Genomic DNA, 13,659 nt, shown 5'->3' on the forward strand with positions numbered 1-13,659 from the left:
TCCCCAAACCGGATCCGTTCGTATCTGCTTCAGTGCTTCAGAGGCTGCCTGCTGCCAGGGGCGATTTGGAAACGCTTTGCAGAACCGAATCCTGGGTCAGCCCGCCAAGATGGTAGACCACGGGTCGATAAAAATTCAACCGTTACTCACAGTGTGAAATACTTGGCGCAAACAGGTGGGCCAGTCAAGCTAATGCTCTCACTGCTCGGTGCAGCTTGATTGCGCGCTGCCCAAGAAAGGAAATCGGCTCAGGGAGAATAATGTCGACCAAGAAAGCCGACGGCTTGTGAGCACCTTAGTTGGAAACGAGACGAGGGCTTTGACCCGGCGATCGTCGAGCGATCTATGGCGGCAGGCGGCGAGACGCGGTTTCGGGTGTCGTGCCGTCGCCTGCGTGGAAGAGCGTAAAGACACGTTCGACTCGGTTATTCGCACGATCGCTTCCCCGCATAGTCATTTGTCTCGTCAATTCATCACCGGAATTGTCCGCAGGCGAGTCATCTCGGTCTGACGGAGTGTGGCGGAGAAAATATATATGAGCCAGAAAGCATTCCAAATATACGAGGAAGCCCTTAAAGAGCAGCACACCCGCAACGAAGCTAGGCGAATTCGCACGCGTGTTGCTGAGGCTCGGGGTAAGCCGCACTCTGCCGGCCTTCGGTGGCCCTTCGAGTTATTTCAGAACGCTCTGGATGCGGGACCGCGTGTGGGCAGGGCCTCCGTGACAGTATGTCTTCGCCGAGAGCAGTCACATGTGCTATTCGAGCACGACGGTGCTCCGTTTACCTCCGTTGAACTTGCTGCGCTGCTGTCTGGCGGATCGAGCAAGGAATTCGAATCTGACCAGACGACCGGGCGCTTTGGCACAGGCTTTCTCGTTACACATGTCCTAGCAGAGCGTGTTGGTCTTTGCGGGCTCCTCGACGTACCCACGGGATGCGAGCAATTCAGTCTGACGCTCGACAGGGGGGGCGACGAGGACGCGATATTGACGAACATCCATTCCTGCAACAACGCGATCCTGGCTGCAGTTCCGGTTAGCGAGTTGGATTCGGTCTCTTCCGCACGTTTTGAATACGCAATTGGCGATGATGACACCTTGGTCTTGGGTTTCGAGGCACTGACAAGCGCCTTACCCTACTTGTACGCAACGCGTCAAAGCTTGGGCCGCGTCGAACTCCAAAGAGGGGGGGGCGACATAGAAGTCTGGATACCTGGGAAAGTCATACGGGAGGCGCTCGGGGACGGTTTCGTTGAACATCGCCTACTTCGAATTGAGCATATCAATGGCGCATGTGCTGAACTGCGTGTGTTCCGATTCATGTCCTCGGAAAATACCGGCGCCTCGGCTCTCGTGGTGGTTGACAAAATTGAGTCTGATTGGAAAGTTAGACTGCCCGCGCCGGATGCCCCGCGCTTGTATCGCGAATACCCTTTACGCGGATCGAATTTCGTCCCGATCACCATCGTGCTAGATGGTAAATTCGAGCCCGAACAAGAGCGCAGCGGCCTTTTAATGAGCGAAAAAGACAAAGAACTTCTTAAGGAAGCCTTTGCTGACGCAGTAGTGGCTGTGAGTTATGCCATAAATCAGAAATGGGAAGGTGCTCATCTGCTTGCGCGCGCACGAAAGCCCGCTACCGCGTTCGATCCAAGCGACCCTGACGAGAAACAGTGGTGGTCCGATCAACTTTTCGGATTCGCGGATCGAATCGCCAGACTACCGATTGTCGACTGCACATCGCGGTTTTTGCCGGCAAATGCCGCCGAGCCGCCATATGCGGACTTTGTGATTCCACGGCTTTTGCCAAATTCAACAATCGACGAAACCACAGTCGAACGAATGTGGCCTCTTGTGGACGCGGCCGTGGATCTCTTACCCCCGCGCCGAGAATTGGCTCAAGACTGGAGCGAAATCTCCGAGGGATGGCATGAATTGGGCCTTGAACTTGGGCGAATAACCGTAAGTAGGCTCGCGGGCTATGTCCGGGAAGACGCTCAAACGCTCGATGAATTACGCGTTGAAGGAAATCGTAAAGAATGGCTGGCGAACTTTCTGGATATTGTAGGTGAATGCTGGCGCTGCCGCTCCGGTGTAGAAACTTCTGTACTTACTGGCATTATTCCGAATCAAAATCAGCATCTTTGTTCACCGGATGGGCTGCGGCACGATGACGGTATTTCCGATCGGCTCAAAGACATCTGTGCAGATATGGGGCACAATGTGCGGAACCGGCTCCTTCTCCAGGGCTTCAACGACCTGGAAGAACCTGCTTGTCTGCGCTATCTACCGGAGATGCTCGCAAAGGCTATCAGCAAACGCGATGCTGAAGACGATGTGATTGAAGAGGTGGTACGGCATCTGGATGCCAAATTCCCGGAGGACAAAGACTGCGACGAAGGGAGTCGCAGTTTGCAAGGAGCCAGTGTCAGCCTCTTGTGCTACTTGTGGGAATCGAAGGGTGCGAGTGCCGCAGCGATCGCACGCCGAATGCCGCTGATCACATCGAAGCAACGCGCCGTTCGCTGGAGTCATGATCGAATGATGATGGCTCCAGTTTGCACATGGCATGAATCAGCGAGGCCATTTGAAACTGCATACCCACCGCATCGCGTATTGAACGACCTATATGCGGGCTCTGAAGACAACGGAATCCCAAACTGCGTTCCAGTACTGGTTTCGTTGGGGATCGCCATCGCTGATCCGATTACGACCGATACCCCAGTTGAACTGGAAGGTCGGCGTCTTGCAGCAATCAGCTCTGGGGACACAGTGGGCATTGCTATTAGACGGGAGACGTTTAGCCAGATCGCCCTATTGCAGCCCGATATGCTGAACCGCTGCAAAGTGGGGGAAAACGAGGCCCGGGCGTTGCTCGGCCTTGTCCTATGCCACGTCGCCCCTAACGATCCTGCGTGGCGGGAAGAGCGAATCGTGAGAGGGCATAGGGGGCGTGACGATGTGGATGTGCGGGTTCGAGGTGCGCTCTGGCTCGCCGACCTCAAATTTATGGCTTGGGTTCCGATCGTTGAAGAAGACGCCAAGTCCCCTGTCCCCCGGTTCGCCAACGCAAAAACGCTGGATAGCCTGCTAGATCCAGGATGGCTTCGGAATAATGACGCTGCGATCAGGCTGCTCACTGAATGCTTTGGATTAGACGAGCTAGAGATGCGACTGCTTGGGGTTGCCCCCGATGTGGAAACACGAAGAGGACTACGGGACAGCCTTGCGAAGCTTGTTGAAACGGGTGGCGCGAACCTCGAGTTATATGCATCACTCGCCAATGAGATTGAGGCGCGGCAGCGTCACAGCCGCGACGTCGAGCGATGCCGCCGCTTGGGATTGGCCGTTCAAGAAGCGGTTAAATTAGCGCTCGAAAGCCATGGTTTGAAGCTTGAGCTAGTTGATAGGGGCTTTGACTATGAGGTCACGTTTTCCGCAGATGATGTGCTTGAGGAAGTCGCAACCAAGTTTGAGGTTGGGCCTTACCTTCTTGAAGTGAAGGCGACGACAACGGGTGGCGTTCGCCTGACGCCGATGCAGGCTGAAAGGGCATCCGCAGAATCATCCCGGTACGTACTGTGCGCAGTCGATCTCCGTTTCCTCACCGATGAGGATTCGGCGGCCGAGTGGACAGCGGCGAGGGTCGAGCCGCTAGCCAGGATCGTCCCGGATATTGGCGGAATGGTCAAGCAAACATGTTTTTTCATCGAAGCCGCAAAAACCAGTTCCGTCGGGATCCGTAATGCCTCAGCACTGCGATACGAAGTGCCTGCCTCCACATGGGAAGCCGGAATTTCAGTCACGGAATGGGTAATGACAATTGAGCAACTTCAGACGGAGTGGATTCCCGAATAATTGCTTAATACATTTTCCGCTGTTGGAGGCTTCCATACGCTATTCGCGGTCGCTAGACAAACCGGCTCTGGGCGGAAGGGGCAGGAATGCGCGGCGTTAGCTGCACCCGGCGACCGATGATCAAGCATAGGAGGGCCTGGCATGAGCGAGACGCGCATCCAGCAGACCGGCCAGCCGAACATCGCCAAAACCAGCGATGCGCGCCTGACCCTGTCCGTGCCGATTCGGATCAAACGGCGGTGCGGCCGCAAGCTGGTCACGCTGCCGAAACCGTGAAGGCGTGGCCCTGGAATACGACGGTGACACCACTGCAATTGGCGCTGGCCCCGGACCACCGCTGGTTGGCCATGCTGGTATCGGGCGAGGTCTCAAGGAAATCGCCGAGCGCGAAGGCGTCGATAACAGCTACGTCAGCTGCATGGTCAACCTGACTACGCTCGCGCCGGACATCGTCGCCGGTATCCTGGACGATACGCTGCCGAACCACATCACGTGGTACGACTTGGCGGTGGATCCGCCGGCTTTGTGGGAGCAGCAGCGTGAGCGGCTGAAGGTGTCCAGCCAGCCGGTTTTGAAAGGTCGTCTCTTCCGCTCAAGAAGCGGCGCTTGACAGCATTTCGCAGGTTGGGCTCGACCTCGTCGCCATAGGCCTCGACCATGACGCTCACCGACTCTGCCACACTGATCGCATACGCTGACTGGGCCAGAGCTCATTTGGCTCAGCCACGGGCCATAACTTGCTTGGCTGAAACGAGCCATGCGTAGCATAAAGGGCAGCGGGTTCCGCTGTTTGATTTGATTCGTGCCAAAAGAGGAATTCAGGCTGGCGACCATTTCGAAAATGATGTGCCATTGCGTTGATTAATTGCGGCGTTTTTGGGGCTACTGGGGCGGTCGATTGCAAAAGATCTCAACCATCCATCACTGCGGATCATCAGGTGGAAGGGAGGTCAAGGATTGAGTTTGATCGATGAGATTGGCGCAATCATTGCGGAGATTGAAGCCCACTGGGCGCGACAATAGCTCAGCCTCGGCACGCGCTGGGTGTTCGGCCGGAATACCACAGGGGAGCTGATAGCAATGTCATACTGTATCGCCTGCTTGGATGAGGTCATCGACCTATTGCGGGGAACGCGAGTTAATGCAATCATCGCAAGATACGGGGGGTAGCATTTACCCGCCCCCTCAATCGAGGGAGCCATGCGGATCCCTTTTCCTGGTCCATAACCCGCGGTTTAGCCCCAACGTTTTCGGAAGCGTTGCGATACGAGCATCTGCCGGTATTTACCATGGTGCCCGCCGACGGGTGCGAAACATCTGCGATGCAGGCGCCTGAATTCGCCGGACTCAGGTAAGCTGATCTCTTTGCATAATCCTGCCGGGCAGAAAATGAAAAGTTATCCTCCAGCCCCCATTGACGACACCATCGCGCTAATGCGCCAAGTGCTTCGGTCCGACGTATGCAAAGAGAACCTCAACCTATCAACGATTATTGGGTTTTTGGGTGAACTGCTCGTCAGGAAGATGCTGGATGCAGAACGCCCCGGCGACGTCACGCACAAAGGTAAGCAGAGTGGCATCGATCTCGAGTACAAGCCCAACGACAACGCTCCGGCGATTAAGATCGATGTGAAGACCTCCCGCCGGAAGCAAGAATTTCTCACGAACGTCCAAGGCTTTCAGCACTGGGGCTGGGCAATGAAGAAAAAGGAGGGCAACAGGGCTCCGACCCACTTTGTCTGCGTCGGGCTCGACGAAAACTTCGATGTGAAAGCCATCTTTGTGGTGCCATCCATTGCTTTGGACGAGTTCAGGATCGAGAACGGGATCAGCCAGTTCAAGAACGTAACCCACGGGTTGTTGTTGCCGTGTAATGATGCCGTCCCATCGGAGTTATTGTCGAAAGATCTTACGAAAGATCGAGGGCCTGTCAACCACATGGAAAAATGTCGGCAGTTGCTTGGCAGGAGGATCAAATGTGTTCCGCAGGATGGTCGACTGGCGGATCTGTTGACATCCCTTTGATCTCGGCAAACGCCAGGCCGTCTGTCTCCAGGTGGCCTGTTTGCCTGTGCAGTCCTGCCAGCGGCGCACGATCACGTCGACGAATGGACCGAGTTCGATCAGCCGAGCCAACCTTCCAGACTTCTTGGCGGCGATCAGCGTCGCTCCCGGTGGAATTGAGATGCTGGGTCCCTCCTTCCGCGGGTAATATGTGCCGTCTTGGTCCGGTACGCATAAATTCCCGCGACGCCGGCTGCATGGGGGCTACATGACGCTCTGAAACAACAAGTCAAGGTCAAATCGGGCGGGCTGGGCTAAGTGTTTGATTTGAATGGCGCCGAAGAGAGGAATCGAATCCCCGACCTTCTCATTGCGAATGCCGAGGACTTTGAGACACAGCAAAGCTGCTCCGGTCAGGCCTGCATGTCGTATTGCCGTGTGCGCCGCCCGGAATGCTAACAGGGTCTTGACGGTATCAATGACGGTATGGCGGAGGTGCGACGGGCGCAAAGCCAATAACCATGCGGCTTTGGCCCGCGACTTGACAATCGAGTGGGAGTGAATTCGGGTCCTTCGGTGACTATCGCCGGCCAGCGGAACAAGTTGGCGGTAGAACCCGGAGGCCGGATTTATCGGGACCACCGCTGAGGCGGTCCAGTTGAACGGCTCGCCATGTTCGTCGTATCAGCTGACCCCATTCCCGTGCAGACGCGGGGACTTGGCGCACAAACCAAGGGAACGGGATACACGTTCCTGGTTACATCTCAGGATGCAAAGCGCTTGGGATCGTAAGGCAGGGGATCAATGTAGGGCGGCTCGCCGTCGATCAGTTCGGCGAGCAAGCGCGCTGTGACCGGTCCCAGCGTGAAGCCCTGATGGCCGTGCCCAAAGTGGAACCAGAGGCCTTGATGGCGCGGGGCCCGACCTATGACGGGCTTCATATCGGCCACGCAGGGGCGTGCGCCGAGCCACGGCTGCGCTTCGACTGGAGGCCCCAGCCGCACCAGTTCGCGCGCGTAGTTTTCGGCACGCCCCAACTGAACGGGCGTCGGCGGCGCGTCGCGGAGGGCAAACTCCGCGCCCGTGGTCAGGCGCAGGCCGCGTTGCATCGGTGCCAGCATGACGCCGTTCTCGACGTCGAGCACCGGCAGTCGCGGCATCGGCTCGGCCGCATAGTGGCGGTGGTAGCCGCGCTTGACGAATAGCGGAAAGCGATAGCCGAGTGTCTCGATCAGGGCCGAGGCCCATGGGCCGAGTGCGATCACCACGTGTGCTGCGCTGAGCGGGCCGTCTTCGGTGGCCACGGTCCAGCCGGCCCCGGCCGGTTTCAGCGTCGTGGCGTCGCCGCGGCGGAATTCGCCGCCCATGCGCTCGAACAGCGCGGCATAGCGAGTAACAAGTTCCCCGGGGTCGGCGACCGTCCAGGGATCGCGCCAATGGATCGCGCCGGCGAGCCGTCCATGCAGGGCCGGCTCCGTGGCAGCCGCGCCAGCCTGGTCAAGCGCCTGCCAATCCAGGTCGTGCACGCGGGCGACGGCGCTTGCCTCGTGCGCCGCCCGGTCGAATGCCTGTGCCGAGCGGTAGGCCTGCAGCCACCCCGACTTGCGCACCAGGTCTTGCGCGCCGGCGAGTGTGATCAGTCGCTCGTGCTCGCTCAGGCAGTGGCGGATCAGTGCGCTGTAGGCCGTGACGATCGGGGCATAGCGATCGGGCGCCGACTCGCGCCAGTAACGCATCAGCGTCGGTGCCAGATGTGCCAGCGCGCCCGGATGGTAGTGCACATCGTTGCCCTGGCGCAGTGCCACGCGCAGGATCGCCTGCCACTCGCGCGGAAAGGCATAGGGCTGCACCGCTTCTCGCTGGATGATGCCGGCGTTGCCGTAGGAGGTTTCCCTCCCGGGTGCCTGGCGATCGACCAGCGTCACGGCATGGCCGCGCTGGCGCAGTGCCAACGCCGTGCATACGCCCACCATGCCGGCGCCGAGTACCACAATGTCCTTTGTCATGCCGTCTTTGCTGTCATCCAAGGGTGCCGGTGCCGGCAACGAGGTCGGGTCACGGCGGACCAGCAGTGATGCTGGCCATAGGGACCAGGTTCAGATTCTCCATGCCGCGCGAGTCAAAGGGAATATGCTTGCGCGGCATTTAACGGAACGATCGATTGCAATTTCGGCAATCAGCCGCTGCCGACGCCAGTGATGGTCTGCACCAACTGCTGGACGAAGGCGCGCGCGGCAGGGGGCAAGTTGCGCTTGGCCAGGGTCTGGATCTCGATGTAGCGCTCGTTCATTTCCCGGTCGCGCAACGGCACGGCGGCGATTGTGCCGGCTTTCAGCCGTCCTCGTACCGATAGTTCCCCATAGAAGCTGATGGCGCCGCCGCCGGCCACGACGAAGCTCACGAGCGCATCGAGATGGTTGCTCGAGAATACCGTCTGGTAGTGCAGGTCCTGCCGGCTGCAGCTCGTGTCAAGCAACTGCCGCAGCGAGCTGTCCTTGGGCGGCAGCGCGAGCGGATGGGCAATGACTTGCGACAGCGAGACCTGGCGCTGTCCGGCGAGCGGATGGTCCGGTGCCATGATGGCGAGCACGGGCGCGGGGTGGCGGAGTTCCACCTCGATCTCCCGTTCGGGCAGCCCGCTCAGCGTGACGCCGATATCGGCCTCTCCGTCCCGGATTCGCCGGGCGACATCGCCCTGCGGGCAAACGTCAAGATCGAAGCGAATCCCCGTGTGCTCTTCCCTGAACCTCGCCGCGAGGGTCGGCAGAAACTCGTGGGCGAGGCCCTCGACACTGGCGAGCCGCACCCGTCCCGCGCGCAGACCACGCAGCGCCTGGATATCGCCTGTGACGCGCTCGATGTCCTGCTGCGAGCGCTTGGCGAATGCCGCCAGCAACTCTCCGGCGGCATTGGGAGCGAGGCCCCGCGCACGCCGGTCGAACAGCAGGGTGTCCAGTTCATCCTCAAGCTTGGCGATCTGCCGGCTGACCGCTGACGGGGCCACATTCAGCTTCAGCGCCGCGTCTTTGACCGAGCCGGTGCGCACCACTTCGAGGAAGTAGCGGACGGCGGTTTCCTGAAGGATGCGATAGGAGGACATAGGGGAGCCTGGGAATTGCAGTGGACAAGTTCAATTCTATGGATTGCCGAATCGGCAATCAAATATTCGAAACATTGCCACGGGTTCGGACTGATGAGATCGTAGGATAGTGACACGCGGCGCGCCGCCGTCGCCTGTGTCGGTTCCTAACCCTGCTGGAGCAAAACGATGCGATCCCCTGTCCACCACGCTCTTTCTGCGCTGACCGTCTGCGGGCTCGCCATCGGGACTGGCCTGGCGCCCGCCCCGGCAGGCGCGCAGGGCAATTACCCGTCCAAGCCGGTCCAGCTCGTGCTGCCGTATCCGCCGGGCGGCGCCACCGATGTGGTCGGCCGCATCATCGGCCAGAAGCTCGGTGAGCGACTCGGCCAGACTGTAGTGGTCGACAACCGCCCCGGCGCCGGCACGATCGTCGGCGCGAGCTATGTCGCGAAGTCGGCGGCCGACGGCCACACCCTGCTGGCAACGTCAGGCACGACCTTCACCGTCAACCCCGCCATCTATCCGCGGCTGCCCTACGATCCGCAAAAGAACTTCGAGCCGATTGGCCTGATCGGATCCACCGGCCTGATCCTGCTGGCCAACCGCAGCGTGCCCGTCAACAACCTGAAGGAGTTCGTCGCCGCCGCCAGGGCCCAGCCCGGCAAGTACTCCTATGGCTCTTTCGGCGCCGGGACCACCGCGCACTTTGCCGGCGAGGCACTGCTCAGCCTGACCGGTACCAAGTTGCTGCATGTGCCCTACAAAGGCAGTTCGCCTGCCATGGCGGACCTGATTGGCGGCCAGATCCCCTTCAGCATCGATACCGTGGCCGCGGCCCTGCCACAAGTGAAGGCCGGCAAGATCAAGGCCATCGCCGTCACCACGGCCAAGCGCTCGGCGCTGCTGCCCAATGTGCCGACCGTGGCCGAGAGCGGTTATCCCGGCATGGACACCAGCACGTGGATCGCGCTGGTGGCACCGCGTGGCTTGCCGCCGGAGGTCCACGCCAGGCTGGAGAAAGCGCTCGCCGACGTCGTCGCGGACCCGGATACGCAACGCAAGCTGAACGATAACGGCATCGAGCCGCACTACGCGCCGGGCAGGCAGGTCAGCGACATGATCGAGAAAGAGATACCGCAAATGCGTGCGGTTGCCCAGCGCGCCAATATCAAGCTCGACTGAGCCCGCGCAAATTCCTGCCATTCAATCCGGGCCGTCGGCGCTAGCGCCGGGCCACTCAAGGAGATCATCGTTCCATGTCTTCGCAGGACCAACTGACTTCGGCGTCCGCCGTCGAACTGCGCCGGCTGATCGGCACCAGAGATATCTCCCCGGTCGAACTGCTGGAGGCGTGCATCGCCCGCATCGAGACCTACAACCCGCTCATCAACGCGGTCACCGCGACCTGCTACGCGCGTGCGCGCAAGGAGGCGAGGGCGGCCGAGCAGGCAGTCATGCGCGGCGAGCCCCTGGGCCTTCTGCACGGGCTGCCGCTGGGCGTCAAGGACCTGGAGGCAACCGCCGGGCTGCTCACCACCTATGGTTCGCCGCTGTACCGGGGCAACGTGCCCAGCCAGGACAATGTCCTGGTGGCGCGCCTGCGGGCGGCCGGCGCCATCGTCGTCGGCAAGACCAATATCCCGGAAATGGGTGCTGGTGCGAACTCGCGCAATGCGGTGTGGGGGGCCACCGGCAACCCTTTCGATCCGAACCTGAACGCTGGCGGTTCCTCGGGCGGCTCGGCCGCTGCGCTGGCCGCCAATTTCCTGCCGGTTTGCACGGGCTCTGATACGGGGGGATCGCTGCGCATCCCGGCGGCCAAGTGTGGCGTGGTCGGTTTTCGGCCCTCGCCGGGGGTCGTGCCGAACTCGCGCAAACTGCTGGGCTGGACCCCGATCTCGGTGGTCGGCCCGATGGGCCGCACGGTCGCCGATACCTGCCTGCAACTGGCAGCGTCTGCGGGCGCTTCGGTCACTGATCCGCTGAGCTACGAACTCGATCCGGCCGCCTTCCTGTCGCCACCGCACGTTGACCTGTCCAACTTGCGCGTAGGCTGGACGGAGGATTTCGGCAGCTGCAGCGTTGATGACGGCATCCGCCGCGTCTTTCGGGCAAGGATCGCCGCGATGCGCCACCTCTTCAAGTCCTGCGATGAGGTCAGGTTCGAGCTGGGCGATATACACCGATGCTTTGACGTGCTGCGCGCCGAGAGCTTCGTCGCCAGCCTGCATGAAGCCTACCAGCGCGATCCCGACAGCCTCGGGCCCAATACCCGCGCCAACTACGAGATTGGCGCCCGCTTGTCGCTCGTCGACAGCTCCTGGGCCCAGGCAGAGCAGACCCGGATCCTGCAACGCCTCCAGCAGGCCTTCCAGGACTATGACGTGATCCTGTCGCCGACAACGCCAGTCTCTCCATTTCCGTGGACCCGCCTGTACGCGGATACCATCAATGGCGAGAAGCAGGAGAACTATTACCGCTGGCTGGCACTGACCTATGTCGTCACCCTGACTACGCACCCGGCGATTTCATTGCCGTGCGGTGTTGACGAGCAAGGCATGCCATTCGGCCTGCAGGTGACCGGCCGCTTCCGGGGCGATGCCGAGACGCTCGGCGTGGCGCAGGCGATGGAGACAGCGTTTGCCGCCTCATCCGCATTGCGCCGTCCCATTCCTGACCTCGATGCCATCGCGCCGGCCGTGCCCGCGCTTCGCTCCATCGTGACCGCCCCGCCCACTTTCTGCGAGACCACACAAGCGGGTGGCGTATCGGCAGTTTGACGCTGCACCTGAAAGAGTCATCGCGCCGGCTGCCCACGGAGCCAGCTTTCCCGCCGGCGCGACATCAACGGGCATGCCGAACCTTGCGGCTCAGATCGGGATCTGGGTGGTCGACAGCACCTGCTTGAGCACCATGAAGGAGCGGATCTGGCGCACGCCCGGCAGGTACAGCAGCTGTTCGGCATGCAGCCGGTTAAAGCTCTCGCTGTCCTTCGTGCGCACCATCATGAAGTAGTCGAATTCGCCCGTCACCACGTGACATTCCATGCAGCCCGAGACTTTCTGCGCGGCCTGCTCGAACTGGGCGAAGGACTCCGGCGTGGAGCGGTCCAGCACCACGCCGATCAGCACCAGCATCCCGGCCTCCAGCGGTGCAGGGTTCAGCAGTGCCACGATTCCCCGAATCAGTCCCATTTCCTTCAGGCGCTCGACGCGGCGCAGACACGCCGGCGGGCTCAGATTCACCTTGGCCGCCAACGCCACGTTGGAGATCGACGCGTCCTGTTGCAAGGCACGGAGGATCCCCTTGTCGGTGCGATCGAGGGCATCCATCAGGGGCCCGGGCTGCTCGGTTTTGGTGCGAAATGTTGTTTCGTTCATCGCCTTAATCAAAAAATTCTGACATCAAATCGACTCGATTAACCTTTTTATCGTGCGCAAAAATCGCAATCTTTGCAAGCATGTTTCGCGCATTTTTCCCTAGGATGAAGCCGTCAGCATCAAGCCACGGAGCCCGGCATGCCCATGTTCTTCGCGAGCCTCGATGCCTGGATACCCGCCTTCAACCCAGGAGTTGCCAGCATGAATCTCAAGCGCTTTCCCCGTTACCCGCTGACCTTCGGTCCCACGCCCATCCAGCCCCTCAAGCGCCTGAGCGCGCATCTGGGCGGCAAGGTCGAGCTGTATGCCAAGCGCGAAGACTGCAACAGCGGCCTGGCCTTCGGTGGCAACAAGACCCGCAAGCTGGAATACCTGATTCCCGATGCGCTGGAGCAGGGCTGCGACACGCTGGTTTCGATCGGTGGCATCCAGTCCAACCAGACCCGCCAGGTGGCCGCGGTGGCGGCCCACCTGGGTATGAAGTGCGTACTGGTCCAGGAAAACTGGGTCAACTACTCCGATGCCGTCTATGACCGCGTCGGCAATATCCAGATGTCGCGCATGATGGGCGCCGACGTGAGGCTGGTCAGCGACGGCTTTGACATTGGTATCCGCAAGAGTTGGGAAGACGCGATGGAAAGCGTGCGCCAGGCTGGCGGGAAACCCTACCCGATTCCAGCGGGCTGTTCCGAACATCCTCTGGGAGGCCTTGGATTTGTCGGCTTTGCCGAGGAGGTGAGGGCGCAGGAGGCGGAACTGGGCTTCAAGTTCGATTACATCGTGGTGTGCTCCGTCACGGGCAGCACCCAGGCCGGTATGGTGGTGGGCTTCGCCGCCGACGGCCGTGCCGATCGCGTCATCGGCATCGACGCATCGGCCAAGCCTGAACAGACCCGCGCGCAGATCCTGCGCATCGCGCGCCATACCGCCGAGCTGGTCGACCTGGGCCGCGACATCACGGACGCCGACGTGGTGCTCGACACGCGCTATGGCGGGCCTGAATACGGCCTGCCGTCCGAGGGCACGCTGGAGGCCATCCGCCTCTGTGCCAAGTACGAAGGTGTGATGACCGACCCGGTCTACGAGGGCAAATCGATGCAGGGCATGATCGACCTCGTGCGCCGCGGCGAATTCCCCGAAGGCTCCAGGGTGCTGTACGCCCACCTCGGCGGGGCCCCCGCGCTGAATGCCTACAGCTTCCTCTTCCGCAACGGCTGACCGATTCCGGCCGCGCAGCGCCGCCTGCAACCGGCTCTGCGCAGCCGCCGACCTGACACGCGATAAGGGGCAGGCTTCAACCGGGAGGGGACAGCGTCCCGGGCCGCACCATGAGT

Annotated in this window: 10 protein-coding genes and 1 pseudogene; 7 read left to right on the forward strand and 4 right to left on the reverse strand. The window is 60.9% G+C overall.

Annotated elements, in window-relative coordinates:
• The first annotated feature begins 535 nt into the window (after positions 1 to 535).
• The 4 genes from AC3FNH_RS14100 to AC3FNH_RS14115 all read left to right on the forward strand — a co-directional run bounded on the left by AC3FNH_RS14100 (position 536) and on the right by AC3FNH_RS14115 (position 5,884).
• Positions 536 to 3,859, forward strand: coding sequence for a sacsin N-terminal ATP-binding-like domain-containing protein (locus tag AC3FNH_RS14100; RefSeq protein WP_488720470.1), 3,324 nt, complete (start codon positions 536 to 538; stop codon positions 3,857 to 3,859).
• Positions 3,860 to 4,000: 141 nt separating this feature from the next.
• Positions 4,001 to 4,135: a hypothetical protein gene (locus tag AC3FNH_RS14105; RefSeq protein WP_488720471.1), complete on the forward strand. Its 135-nt coding sequence runs from the start codon at positions 4,001 to 4,003 to the stop codon at positions 4,133 to 4,135.
• A 4-nt stretch (positions 4,136 to 4,139) separates the two neighbouring features.
• A complete protein-coding gene (locus tag AC3FNH_RS14110) occupies positions 4,140 to 4,469 on the forward strand; it encodes a hypothetical protein (protein WP_488720472.1) in 330 nt (109 codons plus the stop codon).
• A gap of 755 nt (positions 4,470 to 5,224) precedes the next feature.
• Positions 5,225 to 5,884, forward strand: a complete 660-nt coding sequence (locus AC3FNH_RS14115) for a hypothetical protein (RefSeq protein WP_488720473.1) — start codon at positions 5,225 to 5,227, stop codon at positions 5,882 to 5,884.
• On the opposite strand, the pseudogene AC3FNH_RS14120 reads toward AC3FNH_RS14115, so the two are convergent.
• From AC3FNH_RS14120 to AC3FNH_RS14130, 3 genes and pseudogenes are all read right to left on the reverse strand, one after another.
• A pseudogene (locus AC3FNH_RS14120) lies at positions 5,832 to 6,031 on the reverse strand (hypothetical protein); the annotation flags it as partial. The gene AC3FNH_RS14115 and the pseudogene AC3FNH_RS14120 overlap by 53 nt on opposite strands.
• Before the next feature lie 596 nt (positions 6,032 to 6,627).
• Positions 6,628 to 7,869 carry an NAD(P)/FAD-dependent oxidoreductase gene (locus tag AC3FNH_RS14125; protein ID WP_488720474.1) on the reverse strand — a complete coding sequence of 414 codons (1,242 nt, stop codon included), beginning with the start codon at positions 7,867 to 7,869 and terminating at the stop codon, positions 6,628 to 6,630.
• A 170-nt stretch (positions 7,870 to 8,039) separates the two neighbouring features.
• Complete coding sequence (locus AC3FNH_RS14130; RefSeq protein ID WP_488720475.1) at positions 8,040 to 8,963, reverse strand: LysR family transcriptional regulator; 924 nt, start codon at positions 8,961 to 8,963, stop codon at positions 8,040 to 8,042.
• A gap of 168 nt (positions 8,964 to 9,131) precedes the next feature.
• Here AC3FNH_RS14130 and AC3FNH_RS14135 point away from each other — a divergent pair, with 168 nt between their 5' ends.
• Positions 9,132 to 10,127: a Bug family tripartite tricarboxylate transporter substrate binding protein gene (locus tag AC3FNH_RS14135; RefSeq protein WP_488720476.1), complete on the forward strand. Its 996-nt coding sequence runs from the start codon at positions 9,132 to 9,134 to the stop codon at positions 10,125 to 10,127.
• 74 nt (positions 10,128 to 10,201) lie between these two features.
• Positions 10,202 to 11,725: an amidase gene (locus AC3FNH_RS14140; RefSeq protein WP_488720477.1), complete on the forward strand. Its 1,524-nt coding sequence runs from the start codon at positions 10,202 to 10,204 to the stop codon at positions 11,723 to 11,725.
• Positions 11,726 to 11,815: 90 nt separating this feature from the next.
• Here AC3FNH_RS14140 and AC3FNH_RS14145 read toward each other — a convergent pair whose 3' ends face one another.
• On the reverse strand, positions 11,816 to 12,325 hold the full coding sequence (locus tag AC3FNH_RS14145) for an Lrp/AsnC family transcriptional regulator (RefSeq protein ID WP_488720478.1): 510 nt from the start codon (positions 12,323 to 12,325) through the stop codon (positions 11,816 to 11,818).
• Between the two features lie 201 nt (positions 12,326 to 12,526).
• Between AC3FNH_RS14145 and AC3FNH_RS14150 the strand changes: the two genes are divergently transcribed.
• Positions 12,527 to 13,543 carry a 1-aminocyclopropane-1-carboxylate deaminase gene (locus tag AC3FNH_RS14150; RefSeq protein WP_488720502.1) on the forward strand — a complete coding sequence of 339 codons (1,017 nt, stop codon included), beginning with the start codon at positions 12,527 to 12,529 and terminating at the stop codon, positions 13,541 to 13,543.
• Positions 13,544 to 13,659 lie beyond the last annotated feature (116 nt).

The organism is Cupriavidus sp. 22TCCZM01-5, assembly GCF_057798915.1.

Excerpts from the sequence above, each read along its gene's own strand:
- AC3FNH_RS14100 (WP_488720470.1), top strand. The coding sequence starts at position 536 with ATGAGCCAGAAAGCATTCCAAATATACGAGGAAGCCCTTAAAGAGCAG.
- AC3FNH_RS14140 (WP_488720477.1), top strand. The coding sequence starts at position 10,202 with ATGTCTTCGCAGGACCAACTGACTTCGGCGTCCGCCGTCGAACTGCGC.
- AC3FNH_RS14135 (WP_488720476.1), top strand. The coding sequence starts at position 9,132 with ATGCGATCCCCTGTCCACCACGCTCTTTCTGCGCTGACCGTCTGCGGG.
- AC3FNH_RS14105 (WP_488720471.1), top strand. The coding sequence starts at position 4,001 with ATGAGCGAGACGCGCATCCAGCAGACCGGCCAGCCGAACATCGCCAAA.
- AC3FNH_RS14145 (WP_488720478.1), bottom strand. The coding sequence starts at position 12,325 with ATGAACGAAACAACATTTCGCACCAAAACCGAGCAGCCCGGGCCCCTG.
- AC3FNH_RS14125 (WP_488720474.1), bottom strand. The coding sequence starts at position 7,869 with ATGACAAAGGACATTGTGGTACTCGGCGCCGGCATGGTGGGCGTATGC.
- AC3FNH_RS14130 (WP_488720475.1), bottom strand. The coding sequence starts at position 8,963 with ATGTCCTCCTATCGCATCCTTCAGGAAACCGCCGTCCGCTACTTCCTC.
- AC3FNH_RS14150 (WP_488720502.1), top strand. The coding sequence starts at position 12,527 with ATGAATCTCAAGCGCTTTCCCCGTTACCCGCTGACCTTCGGTCCCACG.